At 70.1% G+C, this 20,988-nt stretch carries 16 protein-coding genes and 1 pseudogene; 11 read left to right on the top strand and 6 right to left on the bottom strand.

Translation table 11 applies throughout. From position 1 onward, the window contains the following. Positions 1 to 9 precede the first annotated feature (9 nt). Genes araA through mmsB form a run of 4 tightly spaced genes read left to right on the top strand, consistent with a single transcriptional unit; the run spans position 10 to position 5,387 of the window. The gene (araA, locus tag OG439_RS17065) at positions 10 to 1,518 is read left to right on the top strand and encodes an L-arabinose isomerase (RefSeq protein ID WP_326950344.1); all 1,509 of its coding nucleotides are present in this window, start codon (positions 10 to 12) and stop codon (positions 1,516 to 1,518) included. Between the two features lie 28 nt (positions 1,519 to 1,546). Next, entirely contained in the window at positions 1,547 to 2,653 is a 1,107-nt protein-coding gene (gene chvE, locus OG439_RS17060) for a multiple monosaccharide ABC transporter substrate-binding protein (protein WP_326950343.1), read from the top strand. After that, positions 2,650 to 4,170 carry a multiple monosaccharide ABC transporter ATP-binding protein gene (gene mmsA / locus OG439_RS17055; protein WP_326950342.1) on the top strand — a complete coding sequence of 507 codons (1,521 nt, stop codon included), beginning with the start codon at positions 2,650 to 2,652 and terminating at the stop codon, positions 4,168 to 4,170. The genes chvE and mmsA overlap by 4 nt, the downstream gene beginning before the upstream one ends. Next, on the top strand, positions 4,167 to 5,387 hold the full coding sequence (gene mmsB / locus OG439_RS17050) for a multiple monosaccharide ABC transporter permease (RefSeq protein ID WP_326950341.1): 1,221 nt from the start codon (positions 4,167 to 4,169) through the stop codon (positions 5,385 to 5,387). The genes mmsA and mmsB overlap by 4 nt, the downstream gene beginning before the upstream one ends. 67 nt (positions 5,388 to 5,454) lie before the next feature. Here mmsB and OG439_RS17045 read toward each other — a convergent pair whose 3' ends face one another. Then, a complete protein-coding gene (locus tag OG439_RS17045) occupies positions 5,455 to 6,954 on the bottom strand; it encodes a DUF1996 domain-containing protein (RefSeq protein ID WP_326950340.1) in 1,500 nt (499 codons plus the stop codon). A 247-nt stretch (positions 6,955 to 7,201) separates the two neighbouring features. Between OG439_RS17045 and OG439_RS17040 the strand changes: the two genes are divergently transcribed. Both OG439_RS17040 and OG439_RS17035 read left to right on the top strand, forming a co-directional pair. Then, complete coding sequence (locus tag OG439_RS17040) at positions 7,202 to 7,501, top strand: YunG family protein (RefSeq protein ID WP_326950339.1); 300 nt, start codon at positions 7,202 to 7,204, stop codon at positions 7,499 to 7,501. Between the two features lie 50 nt (positions 7,502 to 7,551). Continuing rightward, the gene (locus tag OG439_RS17035) at positions 7,552 to 8,265 is read left to right on the top strand and encodes a class I SAM-dependent methyltransferase (RefSeq protein WP_326950338.1); all 714 of its coding nucleotides are present in this window, start codon (positions 7,552 to 7,554) and stop codon (positions 8,263 to 8,265) included. Here the strand turns inward: OG439_RS17035 and glpK (OG439_RS17030) are convergent. Further along, a complete protein-coding gene (glpK, locus tag OG439_RS17030; RefSeq protein WP_326950337.1) occupies positions 8,262 to 10,211 on the bottom strand; it encodes a glycerol kinase GlpK in 1,950 nt (649 codons plus the stop codon). The genes OG439_RS17035 and glpK (OG439_RS17030) overlap by 4 nt on opposite strands. 160 nt (positions 10,212 to 10,371) lie before the next feature. Beyond that, complete coding sequence (locus OG439_RS17025) at positions 10,372 to 11,124, bottom strand: IclR family transcriptional regulator (protein WP_247052482.1); 753 nt, start codon at positions 11,122 to 11,124, stop codon at positions 10,372 to 10,374. A 151-nt stretch (positions 11,125 to 11,275) separates the two neighbouring features. Here OG439_RS17025 and OG439_RS17020 point away from each other — a divergent pair, with 151 nt between their 5' ends. The 4 genes and pseudogenes from OG439_RS17020 to OG439_RS17005 all read left to right on the top strand — a co-directional run bounded on the left by OG439_RS17020 (position 11,276) and on the right by OG439_RS17005 (position 16,632). Beyond that, the gene (locus tag OG439_RS17020; protein ID WP_326950336.1) at positions 11,276 to 12,094 is read left to right on the top strand and encodes an MIP/aquaporin family protein; all 819 of its coding nucleotides are present in this window, start codon (positions 11,276 to 11,278) and stop codon (positions 12,092 to 12,094) included. 13 nt (positions 12,095 to 12,107) lie between these two features. Further along, the gene (gene glpK, locus OG439_RS17015; protein WP_326950335.1) at positions 12,108 to 13,625 is read left to right on the top strand and encodes a glycerol kinase GlpK; all 1,518 of its coding nucleotides are present in this window, start codon (positions 12,108 to 12,110) and stop codon (positions 13,623 to 13,625) included. Positions 13,626 to 13,632: 7 nt separating this feature from the next. Further along, complete coding sequence (glpD, locus tag OG439_RS17010) at positions 13,633 to 15,336, top strand: glycerol-3-phosphate dehydrogenase (RefSeq protein ID WP_326950334.1); 1,704 nt, start codon at positions 13,633 to 13,635, stop codon at positions 15,334 to 15,336. 89 nt (positions 15,337 to 15,425) lie between these two features. Further along, positions 15,426 to 16,632: pseudogene (locus tag OG439_RS17005) on the top strand (IS30 family transposase). A gap of 43 nt (positions 16,633 to 16,675) precedes the next feature. Here OG439_RS17005 and OG439_RS17000 read toward each other — a convergent pair. Then, the gene (locus OG439_RS17000) at positions 16,676 to 17,539 is read right to left on the bottom strand and encodes an aminoglycoside phosphotransferase family protein (RefSeq protein WP_326950333.1); all 864 of its coding nucleotides are present in this window, start codon (positions 17,537 to 17,539) and stop codon (positions 16,676 to 16,678) included. 91 nt (positions 17,540 to 17,630) lie between these two features. Between OG439_RS17000 and argG the strand changes: the two genes are divergently transcribed. Beyond that, complete coding sequence (argG, locus tag OG439_RS16995; RefSeq protein ID WP_247052477.1) at positions 17,631 to 19,088, top strand: argininosuccinate synthase; 1,458 nt, start codon at positions 17,631 to 17,633, stop codon at positions 19,086 to 19,088. 77 nt (positions 19,089 to 19,165) lie between these two features. On the opposite strand, the gene OG439_RS16990 is transcribed toward argG, so the two are convergent. Both OG439_RS16990 and OG439_RS16985 read right to left on the bottom strand, forming a co-directional pair. Next, a complete protein-coding gene (locus OG439_RS16990) occupies positions 19,166 to 20,185 on the bottom strand; it encodes a medium chain dehydrogenase/reductase family protein (protein ID WP_326950332.1) in 1,020 nt (339 codons plus the stop codon). Positions 20,186 to 20,265: 80 nt separating this feature from the next. Next, positions 20,266 to 20,826, bottom strand: a complete 561-nt coding sequence (locus OG439_RS16985) for a TetR/AcrR family transcriptional regulator (protein ID WP_326950331.1) — start codon at positions 20,824 to 20,826, stop codon at positions 20,266 to 20,268. Between the last annotated feature and the right edge of the window lie 162 nt (positions 20,827 to 20,988).

Genomic DNA, 20,988 nt, shown 5'->3' with positions numbered 1-20,988 from the left:
AGGAGAACGATGACTTCCGCGGCCAAACCGCAGCTCTGGTTCCTGACCGGGAGCCAGGCCCTCTACGGCGAGGAGACCCTCGAGCAGGTCGCCGGCCAGTCCCTGCGCATCCAGCAGCTCCTGGCGGGCGCCGGCGGGCTGCCGGCCGAGATCGTCGGCAAGCCGGTGCTGACCGAGGCGTCGTCGATTCGCCGGGTGCTGCAGGAGGCGAACGCCGACGCCGCGTGCGTCGGCGTGATCGCCTGGATGCACACGTTCTCGCCGGCGAAGATGTGGATCACCGGGCTGGACGCGCTGCGCAAGCCGTTGCTGCACCTGCACACCCAGCTCAACGAGGCGCTCCCGTGGTCCACGATCGACATGGACTTCATGAACCTCAACCAGGCCGCGCACGGCGACCGCGAGTTCGGGTTCATCCAGACCCGGCTCGGCATCCCGCGCAAGACCGTGACCGGGCACGTCACCGACCCGGTCGTCGTCGCCCGGATCGACGCGTGGGCGCGCGCCGCGATCGGCGCCGGCCACCTGCGGAACCTGCGCCTGGCCCGCTTCGGCGACAACATGCGCGACGTCGCGGTCACCGAGGGGGACAAGGTCGAGGCCGAGCTGCGGTTCGGCGTCTCGGTCAACACCTACGGCGTCAACGACCTGGTCGAGCTGGTCGACGGCGTGTCCGAAAAGGACACAGTGGACGATCTGCTGGAGCGGTACGCCGAGGACTACGCCATCGTCCCGGAGCTGGCCGCCGGGGGAGCGCGGCACGAGTCGCTGCGGTACGCGGCGAAGATCGAGGCCGGGCTGCGGAAGTTCCTCGACGACGGCGGGTTCGGCGCGTTCACGACGAACTTCGAGGACCTCGGCGGCCTCCGGCAGCTGCCGGGCCTGGCGGTCCAGCGGCTGATGGCCGACGGTTACGGCTTCGGCGGCGAAGGCGACTGGAAGACGTCCGCGCTGCTCGCCGCGGTCAAGGCGATGGGCACCGGCACCGGGCGCGGGACGTCGTTCATGGAGGACTACACCTACCACTTCGGGCCGGGCACGCCGAAGATCCTCGGCGCGCACATGCTGGAAGTCTGTCCCAGCATCGCCGCGGCGACGCCGTCGTGCGAGATCCACCCGCTGGGCATCGGCGGCCGCGAGGACCCGGTCCGGCTGGTGTTCGACGCCGCCCCCGGGCCCGGCGTCACCCTCGGCCTGGTCGACGTCGGCGACCGGTTCCGCCTGGTGGCCAACGAGATCGACGTCGTCCCGCCCGACGAGCCGCTGCCGAACCTGCCGGTCGCGCGGGCGGTGTGGCAGCCCGCGCCGACCCTGGCGACGTCCGCGGAGTCGTGGATCACCGCGGGCGGCCCGCACCACACCGTGCTCACCCAGGCCGTGGGCACCGAGACGCTGCGCGACTTCGCGAACCTGCTCGGCGTCGAGCTGCTCGTGATCGACAAGGACACCACTCCGCACGGCTTCGCGGACCGCATTCGCTGGAACCAGGCGTACTACCGGCTGGCTCAAGGCTTCTGAAAAGGCTTCTGAGAAAGGAAGAGGAACAATGAAGTTCACCAGAACAATGGCGGGGATCGCCGCCGCGGGGCTCGTGCTCACGCTCTCGGCGTGCGGTTCGAGCCAGAAGACCGCCGACCAGGCACCGGCCGCCAGTGCCGGTGGCGCGGCGGGCGGCCTGGTCGGCGTCACCATGCCGACGAAGTCGTCGGAACGCTGGATCCACGACGGTGACAACATCAAGGCCGCGCTGGAGAAGCTCGGCTACAAGGTCGACCTGCAGTACGCCGAGAACGACATCCCGACGCAGGTCAACCAGATCGAGAACCAGATCACCAAGGGCGCCAAGCTCCTGGTCATCGCCTCGATCGACGGCACCGCGATCACCACGCAGCTGCAGGAGGCCGCCGACAAGAAGATCCCGGTGATCGCCTACGACCGGCTGATCCGCAACTCGCCGAACGTCGACTACTACGCCACCTTCGACAACTTCAAGGTCGGCGTCGACCAGGCGAACTCGCTGGTCAAGGGCCTCGGCACCGGCGCCGGTCCGTTCAACGTCGAACTGTTCGCCGGCTCGCCCGACGACAACAACGCGACGTTCTTCTTCAACGGCGCGATGTTCGTGCTCAAGCCGCTGATCGACAGCGGCAAGCTCGTCGTCAAGAGCGGCCAGACCGACTTCGCCCGCGCGGCGATCCTGCGCTGGGACCCGGCCACCGCGCAGCAGCGCATGGAGAACCTGCTCACCTCGACCTACACCGGCGGCGCCAAGGTTTCCGGTGTCCTCTCGCCGTACGACGGCCTGTCGATCGGCATCCTCTCGGCGCTGAAGAGCAACGGCTACGGCTCCGCCGGCCAGCCGTACCCGGTGGTCACCGGGCAGGACGCCGAGGTCGCGTCGGTCAAGTCCATCATCGCCGGCGAGCAGTACTCGACGATCTTCAAGGACACCCGCATCCTCGCCGACACCACGGTGAAGATGGCCGACGCCGCGCTCAAGGGCGGCAAGCCCGAGGTCAACAACACCACCGACTACGACAACGGCAAGAAGGTCGTGCCGTCGTTCCTGCTGCAGCCGGTGACCGTGGACAAGGCGAACTACCAGAAGGAGCTCGTCGACTCCGGCTACTACACGGCAGGTCAGCTGAAATGACCGAACTGCTCGGCATGCGCGGGATCACCAAGACCTTCCCCGGGGTGAAGGCGCTGTCGGACGTCACGCTGTCGGTGAACAGCGGCGAGATCCACGCGATCTGCGGGGAGAACGGTGCCGGGAAGTCCACCTTGATGAAGGTGCTTTCCGGCGTCTACCCGCACGGGACGTACGACGGCGAGATCCACTTCGACGGGCAGCGGTGTGAGTTCGGTTCGGTGCGCGACAGTGAGCGGCGCGGAATCGTCATCATCCACCAGGAGCTCGCGCTGTGCGGGCAGCTTTCGATCGCGGAGAACATCTTTCTCGGCAACGAACGGAACAAGCGGGGCTGGATCGACTGGAACCGCACCAACCACGAGGCCGACGCGCTCCTGAAGCGCGTCGGCCTCGTGGAGGCCCCCGTGACGCCGGTGCGGGACCTCGGCGTCGGCAAGCAGCAGCTCGTCGAGATCGCCAAGGCACTGTCCAAAGAGGTCCGGTTGCTGATCCTCGACGAGCCGACCGCGGCGCTCAACGACGAGGATTCGGCGCACTTGCTGGAGCTGCTGCGCGAACTGCGGGCCGACGGCGTCACGTGCGTGATCATCTCGCACAAGCTCGGCGAGGTGACCGCGATCGCCGACACCGTCACGATCCTGCGGGACGGGCGCACCATCGACACCCTCGACGCGGCCGGCCTGACCGAGGAACGCATCATCACCGGCATGGTCGGGCGCGATCTCGAGCACCGGTTCCCGCCCCGGGAGCCGGACATCGGCGACGAGGTGCTGCGGATCGAGGACTGGACGGTGCACAGCCCGACGCAGGCGGGCCGGGTGGTCGTCGACCACGCGAACCTCAGCCTGCGCCGCGGCGAGGTCGTCGGGCTGGCCGGGCTGATGGGCGCCGGACGCACCGAGCTCGCGATGAGCGTGTTCGGCCGCTCGTACGGCAAGGACATCTCGGGGCGGGTGTTCAAGCACGGCGAGGAGATCGACGTCCGGACGGTGCGCGACGCCGTCCGCCACGGCATCGCCTACGCCACCGAGGACCGCAAGCGCTACGGGCTCAACCTCATCGAGGACGTCCAGCGCAACGTGTCCGCGGCGGGGCTGGGCAAGCTGGCCAAGCGGGGCTGGGTCAACGAGCACGCCGAGCACGACACGGCCAACGGGTTCCGCCGGGACCTGCGGATCAAGGCGCCGACCGTGCAGAGCGTGACCGGGAAGCTCTCCGGCGGCAACCAGCAGAAGGTCGTGCTGGCCAAGTGGATCTTCACCGACCCGGACGTGCTGATCCTCGACGAGCCGACCCGCGGCATCGACGTCGGCGCGAAGTTCGAGATCTACTCGATCATCAACGAACTGGCCGCGCAGGGGAAGGCCGTGCTGGTCATCTCCTCCGAGCTGCCGGAGCTGCTCGGGCTCTGCGACCGGATCTACGCGCTGTCGGCCGGGCGGATCACCGGCCAGGCGACCCGTGAACAAGCCACCCAGGAACTGCTCATGCACTACATGACGAAGGAACGGGAATGACCACGACCGAAGCGCGGCCCGACGCGCCCCCGGTCGAGCACTCCGCCCGGCGGATCTCGATCAACCCGCGCCAGAGCGGCATCTACGTCGCGTTCGCGCTGATCGTGGTGCTGTTCGAGGTGCTCACCGGTGGTGCGCTGCTGGAGCCGCAGAACATCTCCAACATCATCGTGCAGAACTCCTACGTGCTGATCCTCGCGATCGGGATGATCCTGGTGATCATCTCCGGGCACATCGACCTGTCGGCCGGGTCGGCGGTCGCGATGACCGGCGCGGTGTCGGCGGTGCTGATGGTGAACTGGCACCTGCCGTGGTTCCTCGCGGTGCTGATCACGCTCGTCGTCGGCGCCGTGATCGGCGCCTGGCAGGGCTACTGGGTCGCCTACTTCGGGATCCCGGCGTTCATCGTGACGCTGGCGGGGATGCTCGTGTTCCGCGCGCTGACCCTGACGGTGCTGGGCAACCAGGGCATCGGCCCGTTCCCGGACGCGATCCGCACGTTGTCGAACGGCTTCACCGACGGCTACCTGGGCAACATCGCCCTCGGCCCGCTCGGCGGCGCCGACCTGGTGTCGCTGCTCGCCGGGGTCGCGGCCGTCGCCGGGATCGCGTTCACCCAGTGGCGCAAGCGCTCGGCCCGGCTGGGCTACGGCCAGGACGTCGACCCGTTCGCGATCTTCGTGCTGAAGATCGCCGGTGTCGCGGTGATCGTGCTCGCGCTGGTGGTGCAGCTGGCCCGGTTCAAGAACCTGCCGTGGGTGCTGATCCTGCTGGCGGCGCTGGTGCTCGGCTACTCGCTGGTGGCAGGCAAGTCGGTGTTCGGCCGGCACATCTACGCCATCGGTGGCAACCTGCAGGCCGCGACGCTCTCGGGCGTCAAGGTCAAGTCGGTGACGTTCTGGATCTTCGTCAACATGGGCGTGCTGGCGGCCCTGGCCGGGATCATCTTCGCCGGCCGCCTCAACCAGGCCGGCCCGACGGCGGGCGTCAACTTCGAGCTGGACGCGATCGCGGCGGCGTTCATCGGCGGCGCGGCGGTGCAGGGCGGCGTCGGCAAGGTGGTCGGCGCGATCACCGGCGGCCTGATCATGGCGGTCATCAACAACGGCATGTCGTTGATCGGCGCGCCGAGCGAGCGGGTGATGCTGGTGAAGGGCGTCGTCCTGCTGGCCGCGGTGGCCTACGACATCTGGACGAAGCGCCGCGCGGCCTCGTAGCCCCGAAAGCCGTGAATGCCACATTGAGGGACGTAGTGTCCCTCAATGTGGCATTCACGGACAGTCGTTATTGCGAGCAGCGGTGGCCGCTGTTGATGCACTTGACGACCTGGTTCATCAGGCACTGGCCCATGACGTTGGCGAAGTCGTCGTGGTCCGAGCGGGGGTTGTGGCTCTCCTGCGGGAAAGCGTCCACTTTGTACTGACCCTTGACCTGGATGTCGTGCGGGATGTTGTAGACGAGCTTGATCACCAGCTGCGGCACGTTCTTGAAGCCCTGCGGGCACTTGCCCTGCTGGTCGGCGAACACGATGTGCGTGCGGTGGTTCGTGCTGTCGATGTTCTTGCCGTCCCAGCAGTTCGGGAAGGCGTGGATCCGCTCGACCTTGCTGTTGGCCGGGCAGATCGGGTAGTGGTCGGTCAGCCGGTCCTCGAACCCGGTGCAGGTCCAGCTCGGCTTGGCGTTGGCCGGGCCGTTGGTGCTCTGCTTCGCGTCCCCGTAGAGGATGCGCAGGAACTGCGGCATCGCGACGACCTTCCGCGCGCCACCGCTGGTGAACGTGATGGTCGCGGACTGGACGCGCTGGATCTCGCCGTCGTTGCCGGCGACCTCGTTCTGGTCGTTCACACCGGGCAGTTCCGCGGCCGCGCCGTCGGTCTGCTTCTGCTGCTTCTGGCCGGCCGACGCGTTCTTGTCGCCGTTGCTGGCCTGGCCGCCGTTGTCGAGACCGCCCTGGCCGCCCTGCTTGAGCGCGCACGCGGCGAGCCCGCCGAGGTTGGTCGGCTTGGCCGCGTTGCGCCCGATCGCCGTGGCGATCCGGTTCAGCACCGCGGTCCGCTTGTCCTTGAGCGGGCCGACGACGGCGTTCTGGACGTCCTGCGGCGTCTTGAGGTCACCCTTGGCGATCCGCTTGTTCGCCTCGTCGATCTGCTGGTCGATCTGGGTGAGGTTGTTGTTGACCTCGTCCATCGCCTGGTCGGGGACGTCTTCGGGCAGCTGGCTCGCGACGTCCGGGCAGTCGACCTGCGTGGACGCGTTGTCCTTGGCCGCACCGGCGCGATCGCTCGCCGGCACGCTGGCCGGCGGGTTCGCCTCGGCTTCCTCGTCCTCACCGGTGTCGATGCGGACAACCGGCCAGTAGTAGGCGGACTTGTCGCCGTTCTTGCAGGTGGTACCGGCCTTCGACAGGCTCTTGTTGTTCGAGTCGGCGTTGGTGGAGAGGTTGCCGACGTAGTCGTGCAGGTGCTGGGCACCGTTGCGCACGCCCGGCTGGGCGATGAAGTTGTCGGGGTTGAAGTGGCCGTTTTCGTTGCGGCCGCAGTTCACCGTGAACGTGCCGCGCGCGCCTTTCTGCTGCAGCGCCTTGTTCACGAAGTTGCCGGCCGGGACCTTCGCGATGTCCAGGAAGAACGACGGGTCGGCGGGGTCGGCGCTGGCTTCACCGGTCTTGCCGGCGGTGGTCGCGACGACGATGCCGCCGACGGCGATCGCGAGAGCGAGACCGCCGGTGGCGATCTTCGTTCTGCGGGAGACGCGGTGCCGGCCCGTGGCGGGGGATCGGGACATGGAGTTGTTCACCTCGTTAGGTTTTCCGGGCACGGCGAACAAAGCTGCGTGCCCGGCTGGGAGAACGCGCGGAACCCGGGGGAGTGGCACCGCACGCGGTTGTCGGGGACCGCGTCCGGTGTCACTGGTTCCGGCATTGGCTGAAACGGCCAGAAGTCGAGGGTGGTTCAAACCGCGATTCCGCCGTTATCGTTTCGTTACATTGGGTTCGGTCGCTACTGTTGAGGTGACGCGAGCCGGAGGACGGATGACTGCTGTGTGGTCGTTGACCGAGCTGGAGGTCCTCCTCGGCGGCGTCCTGCTCTGCTCGGAGGTGTTCCGGCCCGACGGCGAACGCGCCGGCCTGCACTACTGGAACCGCCTGCCCAGCGGCCTGGAACTCGACCTCACCCGCGAACAGTTCCGCGACGGCGAGGAGTTCGGCCCGGTGTCCGAGCACGAGCCGATCCGCCGTCCCACCGCCCGGATGGCGACGCGCTACGACCTCTTCGCGGCCCGCGTGCGCGCTCGGCTGGGCAGCTCGGTACCGGAGGGAATCCCGGCCTGACGGCGGCGATCCGCGGCCACTTCTGAACGAGTCGTGCCACGATGGGCCGCATGGCTCGGGAAACGAGTGAATACGACGGTTTCGCCGAGGCCTACACGGCCGAGAACGAGACCAGCCTGATGAACGCCTGCTACGAACGCCCGGCGGCCCTGGCGCTCGCCGGTGACGTGACCGGCCGGCGGATCCTCGACGCCGGCTGCGGCTCGGGCCCGCTGTTCGTGGCGTTGCGCGACCGGGGTGCCGTCGTGTCCGGCTTCGACCAGAGCGCCGGGATGGTCGAGCAGGCGCGGCAACGGCTCGGTGGCGACGCGGACCTGCGCGTCGCCGACCTGGCCGACCCGCTGCCCTTCCCCGACGCCGCGTTCGACGACGTCATGGCGTCCCTGGTGCTGCACTACCTGGAGGACTGGAAGCCGACGCTGGCCGAGCTGCACCGCGTGCTGCGCACCGGCGGGCGGCTCATCGCGTCGGTCAACCACCCGATGATGGTCAACCTCACGCACCGCGCGGAAGGTCCCCGGCCCGACTACTTCGAGCGCTACACCTGGACCGACGAGTTCGTGCTGCAGGGCCGGCCCTGCAGGATGACGTTCTGGAACAAGCCACTGCACGCGATGACCGACGCCTTCACCGAGGCCGGTTTCAGGATCTCCGTCATCCACGAGCCGCACCCCACGCCGGAGGCGCGGGAGGTGTATCCCGACGACTTCCCGATCCTGGACACCTTCCCGACCTTCCTGTTCTTCGTCCTGGAGGCGGGTTAGAGCCGCAGGCGGTCGCCCAGGTCGCGGATGTAGGCCGGGTCGCCGCTGCCCAGGTCCAGCTGGCGGTGGCGTTCCGCGGCGAACGCCCGGCCCAGTGCCGTCCGGTCCGATGTGGACATCGTGGCGCGCAGGTCGTTCAGCAGCCCGCGTTCTTCGCCGCGGACGTGGGTGTCGACGAGATTCTCCAGGCGCTGCAACGCCTTCTCGACGTCGTCGGGGTCGAGGGCGGCCAGGAGGTCGTCGGCGAACAGCTCGCCGGGTGCTTCCGGGCGGACGATGCGCTCGGTCGCCGTCGCGTGGGCGACCAGCAGCGCCGCCAGCTCGGCGACCAGGGCCGGGCGGTCGGCCTCGGTGTTGCGCAGGTCGCGGAACAGCTGCTCGAACCGGCGGTGGTCGGCCAGCAGGACCTCGACCAGGTCCGAGCCGGGCGCGACGGCGGCCGGGCCGGGGCGCATCCAGCCGAACGTCAGCTCGACGGCCTGGCGCCAGTGCCCGTACTCGGTGGTGCGCCGCGCCGGGTCCATCGCCGGCAGCCACTGCCCGGCCCGGTGCCAGTTGCGCCGCAGGCCCTCCAGGTCCGGCCAGTACCCGACCGACAGGCCCGCCGCGTAGGCCGCGCCGAGCGACACCGTCTCGGCCACCATCGGCCGGACGACCGGGACGTCGAGGACGTCGGCGACGAACTGCATGAGCAGGTTGTCCGCGGTCATCCCGCCGTCGACCTTGAGCGTCTTCAGCGCCAGGCCGGAGTCGGCGTTCATCGCGTCGACGACCTCGCGGGTCTGCCAGCCGGTGGCCTCCAGCACCGCCCGCGCGAGGTGGCCCTTGGTGATGTACGACGTCAGCCCGGCGATCACGCCGCGCGCCTCGCTGTGCCAGTGCGGCGCGAAGAGCCCGGAGAACGCGGGGACGATGTAGCAGCCGCCGTTGTCCTCGACCGTCCGCGCCAGGGTCTCGATCTCCGGCGCGCTGCCGATCAGCTCGAGGCCGTCGCGGAACCACTGCACCAGCGACCCGGTGACGGCGATCGAACCTTCCAGCGCGTACACGGCGGGCTCGTCGCCGATCTTGAAGCCGACGGTGGTGAGCATGCCGTGGGTGGACAGCACCGGCGTCGGGCCGGTGTTGAGCAGCAGGAAGCTGCCCGTGCCGTAGGTGCACTTCGCCTCGCCGGGCGCGAAGCAGGTCTGACCGAACAGCGCGGCCTGCTGGTCGCCGAGCGCGGCGGCGATCCGGATGCCGGGCACGACGCGGCTGGTGGTGCCGTACACCTCGGTCGAGGAGCGGATCTCCGGCAGCATCGCGCGCGGGACGTCGAAGAAGTCGAGCAGCTCGACGTCCCAGTTCAGCGTGCGCAGGTTCATCAGCATGGTGCGCGAGGCGTTGGTGACGTCGGTGACGTGCACGCCGCCCTCGGCGCCGCCGGTGAGGTTCCAGATGAGCCAGCTTTCGATGGTGCCGAAGAGGACGTCGCCGCGCTCGGCGCGTTCGCGCAGGCCGGGGGTGCGGTCCAGGAGCCAGCGGATGCGGGGCGCCGAGAAGTAGGTGGCCAGGGGGAGGCCGCACAGCTGCCGGACGCGGTCCGCGCCGGGCTCGCGGGCGAGCTGGTCGAGCATGGCGTCGGTGCGGGTGTCCTGCCAGACGATCGCGCGCCCGACGGGGTTGCCGGTGCGCCGGTCCCACACGACGGTGGTCTCGCGCTGGTTGGCGATGCCCAGGCCGACGACCTGGTCCGCGGTCGCCCCGGCGTCGGCGAGGGCCTGCGGGACGATCCGGGACACGTTGCGCCAGATCTCGGTGGCGTCGTGCTCGACCCAGCCGGGCCGGGGGAAGTGCTGCTGGTGCTCCCGCTGCACGACCGACACGAGCCGGCCGCGGGCGTCGAACAGGATGCACCGGGTGGAGGTGGTGCCCTGGTCGATGGACATCACGTACCGCTGGACCACGGACGCACCTCCTTCACGATCGAGTGGCCGCGCGGGCCCGCAGGTAAAGCCGTGAAGGCCTCCTTACCGGCGGTAAGAGCCGGTAAGGAGGCCTTCACGGCTTTCGGCGGGGCGTGTGGGGCGTGGCGGTCCCGGGCGCCGTCACGGCGCGGTGGCCGGGTCACCATCGGGACGCGCCCAGGTCGCGGGACACCGCGCGGGCCGCGTCGCGGACGTGGCCCAGCAGGCGGGGGGCGGGGCTGCCGTCGGGCTCGCAGATGCGGTCCGCCGCGCCCGACACGCCGATCGCGCCGACCACGATGCCGCCGTGGCCGCGGATCGGGGCGGCGATGCCCGCCTCGTCCGAGATCATCTCGCCGTTCTCCGCCGCCCAGCCCGCCTCGCGGACCTTCGCGCACTCGCGCTTGATCGCCGTCTGGGTGACCAGCGTGCGGCGCGTGTACGCCTCCGTGGTGGCCTTCAGCGTCGTGTCGTAGGCCAGCAGGACCTTGCCGAGCGACGTCGCGTGCAGCGGCAGCAGCGTGCCGACGTCCAGGGTCTGCAGGCTGTCGTCCGGGCGGAACACGTGGTGCACGACCAGGACCCGGCCCTCCAGCGGCGCGCCGATACGGACGGCCTCGCCGCTGCGGGACGCCAGCGCGTCGGCCCAGTTGATCGCGCGGGAGCGCAGCTCGTTGACGTCGAGGTAGCTCGTGCCCAGGTGCAGCAGCGTGGCGCCGAGCTGGTACTTGCCCGTGTCGCGGTCCTGCTCGACGAACCCGACACCCTGCAGCGTCCGCAGGATGCCGTGCGCCGTGCCCTTGGCCAGTTCGAGGGATTCGGCGATCTCGCCGACGCCGAGACGGCCCGAGCCCCGCGCCAGCAGCCGCAGGATCGCGGCCGCGCGCTCGATGGACTGGATGGGACCCGGCACGCCAGCGACCCTAGCCCGACCGGCCCCGATTCGACAATGTCGAACATCGTCTTCGCCCGTTCGACAATGCCGACCGGCCGCCGTTGACCCGCTGTGACGGGCGGGCTTGGCTGGACGAACCAGGGGGAACTGGTCCTTTGTGGAGGAAGCAATGGTGCGAAACCTCAAGGCCCGTGGACTCGGCGGCGAAATGGCCGCGGAGTTCGTGGGGACGATGATCCTCATCCTGTTCGGGTGCGGGGTGGTGGCGCAGGTCGCCGCCGCGGGCATCGGGGACCACGACAGCATCGCCTGGGCGTGGGGCATCGGCGTCACGCTCGGTGTCTACGTCGCTTCACGGGTGAGTGGCGCGCACCTCAACCCGGCCATCACCGTCGCCCTCGCCGTGTTCAAGGGGTTCTCCTGGCGCAAGGTCGCCCCCTACGCCCTCGCGCAGACCGCCGGCGCGTTCGTCGCCGCCATGCTGGTGCGCTGGAACTACACCGAGGTCCTCACCGCCAAGGACCCCGGCCTGACGATCAAGACCCAGGGGGTGTTCTCCACCCTGCCGGGCAACGGCACGCTCCCGGTGGGTGACTGGGGCGCCTTCCGTGACCAGATCATCGGCACCGCGATCCTCGCCCTGGTCATCTTCGCCATCACCGACCTGCGCAACACCTCGCCCGGCGCGAACCTGGCCCCGGTCGTCATCGGCTTCCTGGTCGTGGCCATCGGGATGGCCTGGGGCACCGACGCCGGCTACGCGATCAACCCCGCCCGCGACTTCGGTCCCCGGCTGGCGTCCTGGCTCACCGGCTACGACACGGCGTTCACCGATCAGTACGGCTTCCCCTATTGGTGGATCCCGATCGTGGCACCGGTGATCGGCGCGGTCATCGGCGGCGCGATCTACAAGTACCTGATCGAGCGGTTCCTCCCGACGGACCAGTTCGACACCGTGTCCGCCAAGGACCTCGAGCCCGCTGCCTGAGAAGGGGAACACCATGCCTGACTTCGTCGGCGCCGTAGACCAGGGCACCACCAGCACCCGCTTCATGATCTTCGACCACGGCGGCAACGAGATCGCCCGCCACCAGCTGGAGCACGAGCAGATCCTGCCCAAGCCCGGCTGGGTCGAGCACGACGCCACCGAGATCTGGGAGCGCACCCGCTCGGTCATCGCCACCGCGCTCAACAAGGCCAACCTCACCGCGGGCGACCTGGCCTCGCTCGGCATCACCAACCAGCGCGAGACCACCGTCGTGTGGAACCGCCGCACCGGCCGCCCGTACGGCCACGCGATCGTCTGGCAGGACACCCGCACCGACCGGATCGCCTCGGCGCTGGAACGCTCCGGCAAGGGCGACGTCATCCGCCGCAAGGCCGGCCTCCCGCCCGCGACGTACTTCTCCGGCGGCAAGCTGCAGTGGATCCTCGAAAACGTCGACGGCGTCCGCGAAGCCGCCGAAGCGGGTGACGCGCTCTTCGGCACCACCGACTCGTGGCTCATCTGGAACCTCACCGGCGGCCCGGACGGCGGCGTCCACGTCACCGACCCGACCAACGCGTCGCGCACCATGCTGATGGACCTCGAAACCCTCGACTGGGACGACGAACTGCTGTCGTTCTTCGACGTCCCGCGCCGGATGCTGCCGAAGATCCGGCCGTCGTCGAACCCGGGTTTCTTCGGCACGACCCGCGCGGACGGCCCGTTCGGCGGCGAGATCCCGATCGCCGGCGTGCTCGGCGACCAGCAGGCGGCCACCGTCGGGCAGGTCTGCTTCCGGCCCGGCGAGGCCAAGAACACCTACGGCACCGGCAACTTCCTGCTGCTCAACACCGGCCACGAGCTGGTCCGCTCGAAGCACGGTCTGCTCACAACCCTGTGCTACCAGTTCGGCGACGAGAAGCCGGTGTACGCGCTGGAGGGCTCGATCGCCGTCACCGGCTCGGCCGTGCAGTGGCTGCGCGACCAGCTGGGCATCATCAGCGGCGCGGCGCAGAGCGAAAGCCTGGCCCGCCAGGTCGAGGACAACGGCGGCGTCTACTTCGTCCCGGCGTTCTCGGGGCTCTTCGCGCCCTACTGGCGTTCGGACGCGCGCGGCGCGATCGTCGGCCTGACCCGCGCGACGACCAACGCGCACATCGCCCGGGCGACGCTGGAAGCGATCTGCTACCAGACCCGCGACGTCGTCGACGCGATGCAGAACGACTCCGGCGTCACGCTCGACGTGTTGCGAGTGGACGGTGGCGTCACCGCGAACGAGCTGTGCATGCAGCTGCAGGCGGACATCCTCGGCGTGCCGGTGTCGAAGCCGGTCGTCGCCGAGACCACCGCGCTCGGCGCCGCCTACGCGGCCGGGCTGGCCGTCGGTTTCTGGCGGTCGGCCGACGAGCTGGAGCAGAACTGGAACGAGGACAAGCGCTGGGAGCCGTCGTGGACGGACGACCAGCGCGCGGAGGGCTACGCGGGCTGGCAGAAGGCCGTCGGCCGGACGCTCGACTGGGTAGATGTGGAGTGAGGACAAGATGAAGAGGAACACCACGACACCGCTTTCCCCGGTGTACCGCGCGGAAACGCTGCGCAAGCTGGCCCGCGAAGAGGTCGACGTGCTCGTCGTCGGCGGGGGCGTGACCGGCGCGGGTGTCGCGCTCGACGCGGCGTCGCGCGGGCTGTCCGTCGCGCTCGTCGAGGCGCGGGACTTCGCCGCCGGGACGTCCAGCCGGTCGTCCAAGCTGATCCACGGTGGCCTGCGTTACCTGGAGCAGCTGGACTTCAAGCTGGTGCGCGAGGCGCTCAAGGAACGCGGCCTGCTGCTGCAGACCCTGGCGCCGCACCTGGTCCGGCCGGTGAAGTTCCTGGTGCCGCTGACGCACCGGGTGTGGGAGCGCGGGTACATCGGCGCCGGCGTCACGCTGTACGACACGCTCGGCGGGGCCCGCGCGCTGCCGCGGCACCGGCACCTGTCCAAGCGTGGCGCGTTCAAGGTGGCGCCGGCCCTGGCCGACGACGCCCTGGTCGGCGCGATCCAGTACTACGACGCCCAGGTCGACGACGCGCGCCACACGATGACCATCGCGCGGACCGCCGCCGAGCAGGGCGCTTCGGTGCTGACGCGGGCGCGGGTGACGTCGTTGCTGCGTGACGGCGAGCGGGTCGTCGGCGCGAAGGTCGTGGACCGCGAGAGCGGCGCCGAGATCGAGGTGCGCGCTCGTACCGTCATCGCCGCCACCGGCGTGTGGAGCGACGACATGTCCGAGGCGGCCGGGATCCCCGCGCCGTTCACCGTGCGCGCGTCGAAGGGCGTGCACCTCGTGGTGCCGCGGGAGAAGATCGACCTCGACACCGGGTTGATCCTGCGCACCGAGAAGAGCGTGCTGTTCGTGATCCCGTGGGGCAAGCACTGGCTCGTCGGCACCACCGACACCGAGTGGGACCTCGACCGCGAGCACCCGGCGGCGAGCCGCGCGGACGTCGACTACGTGCTGGAGCACCTCAACGCCGTGCTGCGCACGCCGGTCACGCACGACGACATCGAAGGCGTCTACGCCGGTCTTCGCCCGCTGCTGGCGGCGAAGGCGGCCGCGACGACGAAGCTGTCGCGGGAGCACGCGGTGGCGCACCCGGTGCCGGGCCTGGTGATCGTGGCCGGCGGCAAGTACACGACCTACCGGGTGATGGCCGCGGACGCCGTCGACGTCGCGGTCGAGGAGGTCGGTCGCCCGACGCCGCCGTCGTGGACCGACCGGCTGCCGATCGTCGGCGCGGCGGGTTACCACGAGCTGTGGGACGGCCGGTTCGCGCTGGCGTCGCGGGCGGGCCTGCCGGTGGCGCGGATCGAGCACCTGCTGGGCCGCTACGGCTCGGCGATCGAGGACGTCCTGACGTCGATCGCGGAGCGCCCGGAGCTGGGTGCGCCCTTGCCGGGCGCGTCCGAGTACCTGAAGGCGGAGGTGGTGTACGCGGTCTCGCACGAGGGCGCGCTGCACCTGGAGGACGTCCTCACCCGCCGCACGCGGATCTCCATCGAGGAACGCGACCGCGGCGTCACGGCGGCCCCGTGGGTCGCGGAGCTGATGGCCCCGCTGCTGGGCTGGGACGAGCACCGCCGGTCCCGCGAGGTGACGAACTACCTCGCCCGCGTCGAGGCGGAGCGCACGGCGCAGGAAGCACCGGACGACGAGGCGGCGAACGCCAGCCGCCTCACGGCCCCGGCCCTCCTCCCGAGCTGACCTGCACCCCCGCAAGCCCCGGAAAGCCGTGAAGGCCTCTCGGAGTCATGGAGTCGTTGCAACACCGCCCAGCGAAGGGTGGAACTGCGATGACACGGGTACGAACCCATCGGTGGCTACCACGCTCGGCGCAGCTGCTGTTCTGGCAGCAGATCCGGGCAGGCCTGACCGCGAAACCGGCCGCGCAAGCGGCCGGTTTCGCCCCCGCCACAGGCGGGCGGCTGTTCCGCCAAGCTGGCGGGGTGATCAGCAACGCACCCCACCAGCCCGGGCCGGTCCGGCTGACCATCGCCGAGCGGGAAGAGATCGCCTGTCTGAAAGCCGCAGGTCACGGCCCACGCGCCATCGGCAGAACGATCGACCGGCCGGCCTCGACAGTGTCACGGGAGCTGGCCCGCAACACCGGCCTGACCGGCCACTACCGGGCCAGCAGTGCCCAGCACGCGGCCGAGGAACGCGCGAAACGACCCAAACCGGCGAAGCTGCGCGCCGATCCGGCGTTGCGGGCGGCGGTGCAGGACGGGCTGACCCGGAAGTGGTCGCCGCGGCAGATCTCCGAGAGACTGGTGCTGGACTTTCCCGACCGGCCGGAGATGCGGGTGTCGCACGAGACGATCTATCAGTCGCTGTATGTGCAGGGCCGGGGCGCGTTGCGCCGGGAACTGACCGCGGCACTGCGGACCGGGCGGGCGTTGCGGATGCCGCGGCGGCAGGCCCAAACCCGGCGGGAACGCCCGTCGGGCGGGATCCAAGACATGGTCAACATTTCCGAGCGGCTCGGCCGAGGCCGCCGACCGGACGGTCCCGGGGCATTGGGAAGGCGACCTGATCCTGGGCAAGGACAATCGGTCCGCGATCGGGACGCTGGTGGAACGCTCGACCCGGTTCGTGATGCTGCTGCACCTGCCCCACGGGCGGGACGCAGCCACCGTCGCCGCGGCGATGACCGAGATGATCCAGACGTTGCCGCCGCTGCTGCTGGGCTCGCTGACCTGGGATCAGGGCAAAGAAATGGCCCATCACCGGAAGATCACCCTGGACACGGGGTTGCAGATCTACTTCTGCGATCCGCATTCGCCCTGGCAGCGCGGCAGCAACGAGAACACCAACGGTCTGCTCCGGCAGTACTTTCCCAAAGGCACCGACCTGTCCCAGCACAGCGCGGATGATCTGGTGCGGGTGGCGGAGGAGCTGAACGGGCGGCCTCGGGAGACCCTCGGCTGGCGGACACCAACCGAGGCCCTCACGAAGCTACTGTCAGATCAACAAACACCAGGTGTTGCAACCACTGCGTGAATCCGCCCCTCCTTACCGGCTCTTATGGCCGGTAAGGAGGCCTTCACGGCTTTGGACCGCAGCCGAGTTCGGCGAGGACGTAGCGGGCGTTGGCGGAGATGACGGCGTTCGTGTGGCGGTAGTAGGGGAGCTGGATCACGGCCATCGACAGCGCGCGGCCGCGGCCGCGTGCCCAGGCCGCGTCGTCGGCGCCGACGGCGTCGCGGAAGGCCGGGCGCGTGGCCTCGGTGAGCAGGTTCCACGCCGGGATCAGGTCGCAGGCCGGGTCGCCGAGGCCCGCGGTGGCCCAGTCGAGGACGGCCGTGAGGTGTCCATTGTGGACCAGCAGGTTGCTGGGCATCAGGTCTCCGTGGACCCAGCAGTTCGTGTCGGAGGGTGCTTCCAGGGCCTCGGACCACACCGTGAGGGCGGCTGAGGCGTCGAACGGCTCGTCGGTGTGGCGCAAGGCCTCCACGGCGTCGCGGGTCGCGTGGTCGAGGAGCGCCAAGGGACCGCCGCGGTAGGCCGGGGGACCGTCGGCCTTCGTCGTCCGCAGGGCTAGGACGAACTCCGCCAGTGCCTCCGGAGCGAATGGGTGGCCTTCGACCGCGGGCTCGCCGTCGAGCCACTCGTGCACCGCCCACGGCCACGGGTAGCCCTCGCCGGGTTCGCCGATCCCGGCGACGACCGGGACCGCCACCGGCAAGCCATCGAGCGTCGCCGGCAGCCGCTCCTCCTTCGCGACGTCCGCGGCGCCCCCGGCGGTCCGGGGGAGGCGGACGGTGAAGTCGTCACCGAGGCGGTGGACGGCGTTGACCGTGCCGCCCGACGCGAGCGGCGTGACCGGGAGTGCGGCCCACTGGGGGAACTGCGTGCGCACGAGACGCCGGACGAGGGCGGTGCTGATGGTGGGCTCGTCGGGGTGCATGCCGCTACCGAATCAGCAGGTCAGGCCGGGGTCAACGGGTTTCCGCGACCCCGAATTGCACGATGATGCATCGCCGTGCATAATCATTCGCATGTCCAAGGTGCTCACTTCCCTGCCCGTCGGCGAACGTGTCGGTATCGCCTTCTCCGGTGGCCTCGACACTTCCGTGGCCGTCGCGTGGATGCGCGACAAAGGCGCTGTCCCCTGCACCTACACCGCCGACATCGGCCAGGCCGACGAGCCCGACATCGGGTCGGTGCCCGGGCGGGCCCACGCCTACGGCGCGGAGGTCGCGCGGCTGGTCGACTGCCGGGAAGCTCTCGTCGAAGAGGGGCTCGCGGCGCTGACGTGCGGCGCGTTCCACATCCGCTCCGGCGGCCGCAGCTACTTCAACACCACCCCGCTGGGGCGCGCCGTCACCGGCACCCTGCTGGTGCGGGCCATGCTCGAGGACGACGTCCAGATCTGGGGCGACGGCTCCACCTTCAAGGGCAACGACATCGAGCGGTTCTACCGCTACGGCCTGCTCGCCAACCCCTCCCTGCGGATCTACAAGCCGTGGCTGGACGCCGCCTTCGTCACCGAGCTCGGTGGCCGCAAGGAGATGTCGGAGTGGCTGCTGGCGCACGACCTGCCCTACCGCGACAGCACGGAGAAGGCGTACTCGACCGACGCCAACATCTGGGGCGCGACCCACGAGGCGAAGTCGCTGGAGCACCTCGACACCGGTCTCGAGATCGTCCAGCCCATCATGGGCGTGAAGTTCTGGGACCCCGAGGTCGAGATCGCGGCCGAAGACGTCACGATCGGCTTCGAGCAGGGCCGGCCGGTGACGATCAACGGCAAGGAGTTCGCCTCCGCCGTCGACCTGGTGCTGGAGGCCAACGCCGTCGGCGGCCGGCACGGCCTGGGCATGTCCGACCAGATCGAGAACCGGATCATCGAGGCCAAGAGCCGCGGCATCTACGAGGCGCCGGGCATGGCGCTGCTGCACGCGGCCTACGAGCGGCTGGTCAACGCCGTCCACAACGAGGACACCGTCGCCAGCTACCACAACGAGGGCCGCCGCCTCGGCCGGCTGATGTACGAAGGCCGCTGGCTCGACCCGCAGGCGATGATGCTGCGCGAGTCGCTGCAGCGCTGGGTCGGCACCGCGATCACCGGCGAGGTGACGCTCCGGCTGCGCCGCGGCGAGGACTACTCGATCGTCGACACGACGGGCCCGGCGTTCAGCTACCACCCCGACAAGCTGTCGATGGAGCGGACCACGGACTCGGCGTTCGGCCCGGTGGACCGCATCGGCCAGCTGACCATGCGCAACCTCGACATCGCCGACTCGCGCGCCAAGCTGGAGCAGTACGCCAGCCTGGGCATGGTCGGCGGCACGGCGCACACCCACCCGAAGCTGATCGGCGCCGCCCAGGCGGCCTCGACGGGCCTGATCGGCGCGATGGCCGAGGGTGGCGCCGAGGTGATCGCCTCCCGCGGCAAGGCCTCGGGCGGCGACGAGCTGCTGGACCAGGCCGCCATGGAGTCCGGCACCGACTGACCCACTGACCTGCTGGCGAGAGAAGAGACCCGGCCGCATCGGTCGGGTCTCTTTTCGTCCGCGGGATGCGTGACTGGTCACTCACTCGACGGCACGAGAACGACCTTGCCAGTGACCGTGCCCGACTCTGCGAGGGTCAGCGCCTTTGCGACGTCCGTCAGCGGGAACCGCGCCGCCACCTGGGCCTTCACGGCACCCGTCGCCGCCAGGTCGAACACCGCCGTGAGGTCCTCCGCCAGGCGCGCGCGGAACTTCGGGAGGTTTCGCTTGCCGCCCCAGACGTTGTAGAAGTGGGTGCGGCGGCGGTTCGGCAGGGCGTTCCACCACAGCAGGCGGCCGACCAGCTTGAGCACCGCCGGGCGCGGGTTGCCGCCCGTGTCCTTCGTCGACGCGCTGCCGTACGCCACCAGCGTGCCGCCCGGGGCCAGCAGGCGGAACGAGTCCACGATGCCGGGGCCGCCGACGTGGTCGAAGACGGCGTCGACGCCGCCGGGCGCCAGCGCGCGGACCTGGGCCGGGACGTCGCCGCGGTAGTCGAGGGCCGTGGCGCCCAGTGCGGTCACGACGTCGGCGTTGCGGGCGGACGCCGTCCCGATCACGTGGATCCCGGCGGCGCGGGCGAGCTGGACCAGCGTGGTGCCGACGCCGCCGCTGGCGCCGTGGACCAGGATCGTGCCGCCCGGCCGGACGCGGGCCTTGCGGTGCAGCATCTGCCACGCCGTGATCCCGTTGACCACGAACGTCTCGGCGTCGGCCGCGTCCAACCCGGCCGGCACCGGGACGAGGTCGGCCGCGTCCACGATGAGATGGCTGCTCCAGCCGCCGATCTTGGTCATCGCGGCCACCCGGCGGCCGACGAGCGCCGGGTCGGGCGCCTCGAGCACCGTGCCGACGACGTCGTAGCCGGGCACGAACGGGAACGGCGGCTGGTCGTAGTACTTGCCGCGCCGCATCTGCTGCTCGGCGAACGAGATCCCGCTGGCCTCGACGCGCAGGAGCGCCTGGCCCGGGCCCGGCGCCGGCAGTTCGCGGGTGGTGACGCGCAGGCCGTCCGGCTCGACGAGGCCGGGGAGGACGATTTCGGTGGTCGTGGTCATGGGACTGTCCTTTCGGAGGTGGTGCGTGACTGGTCAATCACTCTTGGGCCGTGCGGAAACTCCCCAGGTGGGGAGGGGATTCAGTGGTGGCGGATGCCGGCGGACAGGACGGCCGCCCAGTCGCCGGGTTGCTTGTCCAGATCGAGGGTCGTGATGAGGTGGCAGAGCTGGCCGTAGGCGATGAACCGCTGGACCTGCTCGTCCGGCGCGCCCGAGCGGGAGCGCGCGAACTCGGTCACCTTGGCGAGGCCGCGGCGCACGGCGTCGGCGATCTCCGGGGTGTCGGTGGCCGACTGGGCGTGCACCTGCAGCATCAGCAGGTTCCGGTCGGCGATCAGTTCGGCGTAGGCGCCGCCCATCTCGTACAGGACGGTTTCCGGCTCGGCGTCCCCGGCGCGGGCGGCGCCGTTCGAGAGCGCGTGCACGACCTGCTCGTAACACCGGTCGAGTGCCGCCACGAACAGGGAAACCTTGCCGGGGAACAACTTGAACACGTAGGCGGGGGAGATGGCCGCCCGGGTCGCCACCGTGCTGATCGGCGTGCTGTGGAACCCGCTCCGCGCGAACTCGGCGATGGCCGCGTCGACCACGGCGTCCCGCCGGGCGTCCGAGGTGGAGAGGGTGGCACCGCGCTTCGTCATGTGAGTGACCGTACACTCACTCTTCTTGGCAGGCAAGCCGGGTGCCCGGGAACACAGCGACGCGGAGTGCGACGCGTCCGCGGGCACGGCAGGATCGAGGCCATGAGGACCACTGACGGGAGCGCGATCGTCCCGGAACCGCGGCATGCCTGACCGAGTGTT

This window comes from Amycolatopsis sp. NBC_01307, assembly GCF_035975215.1.
Lineage (GTDB): Bacteria > Actinomycetota > Actinomycetes > Mycobacteriales > Pseudonocardiaceae > Amycolatopsis.
Note: the sequence above shows the minus strand (reverse complement) of the source record. Positions and strands in the feature narration are given on the sequence as shown.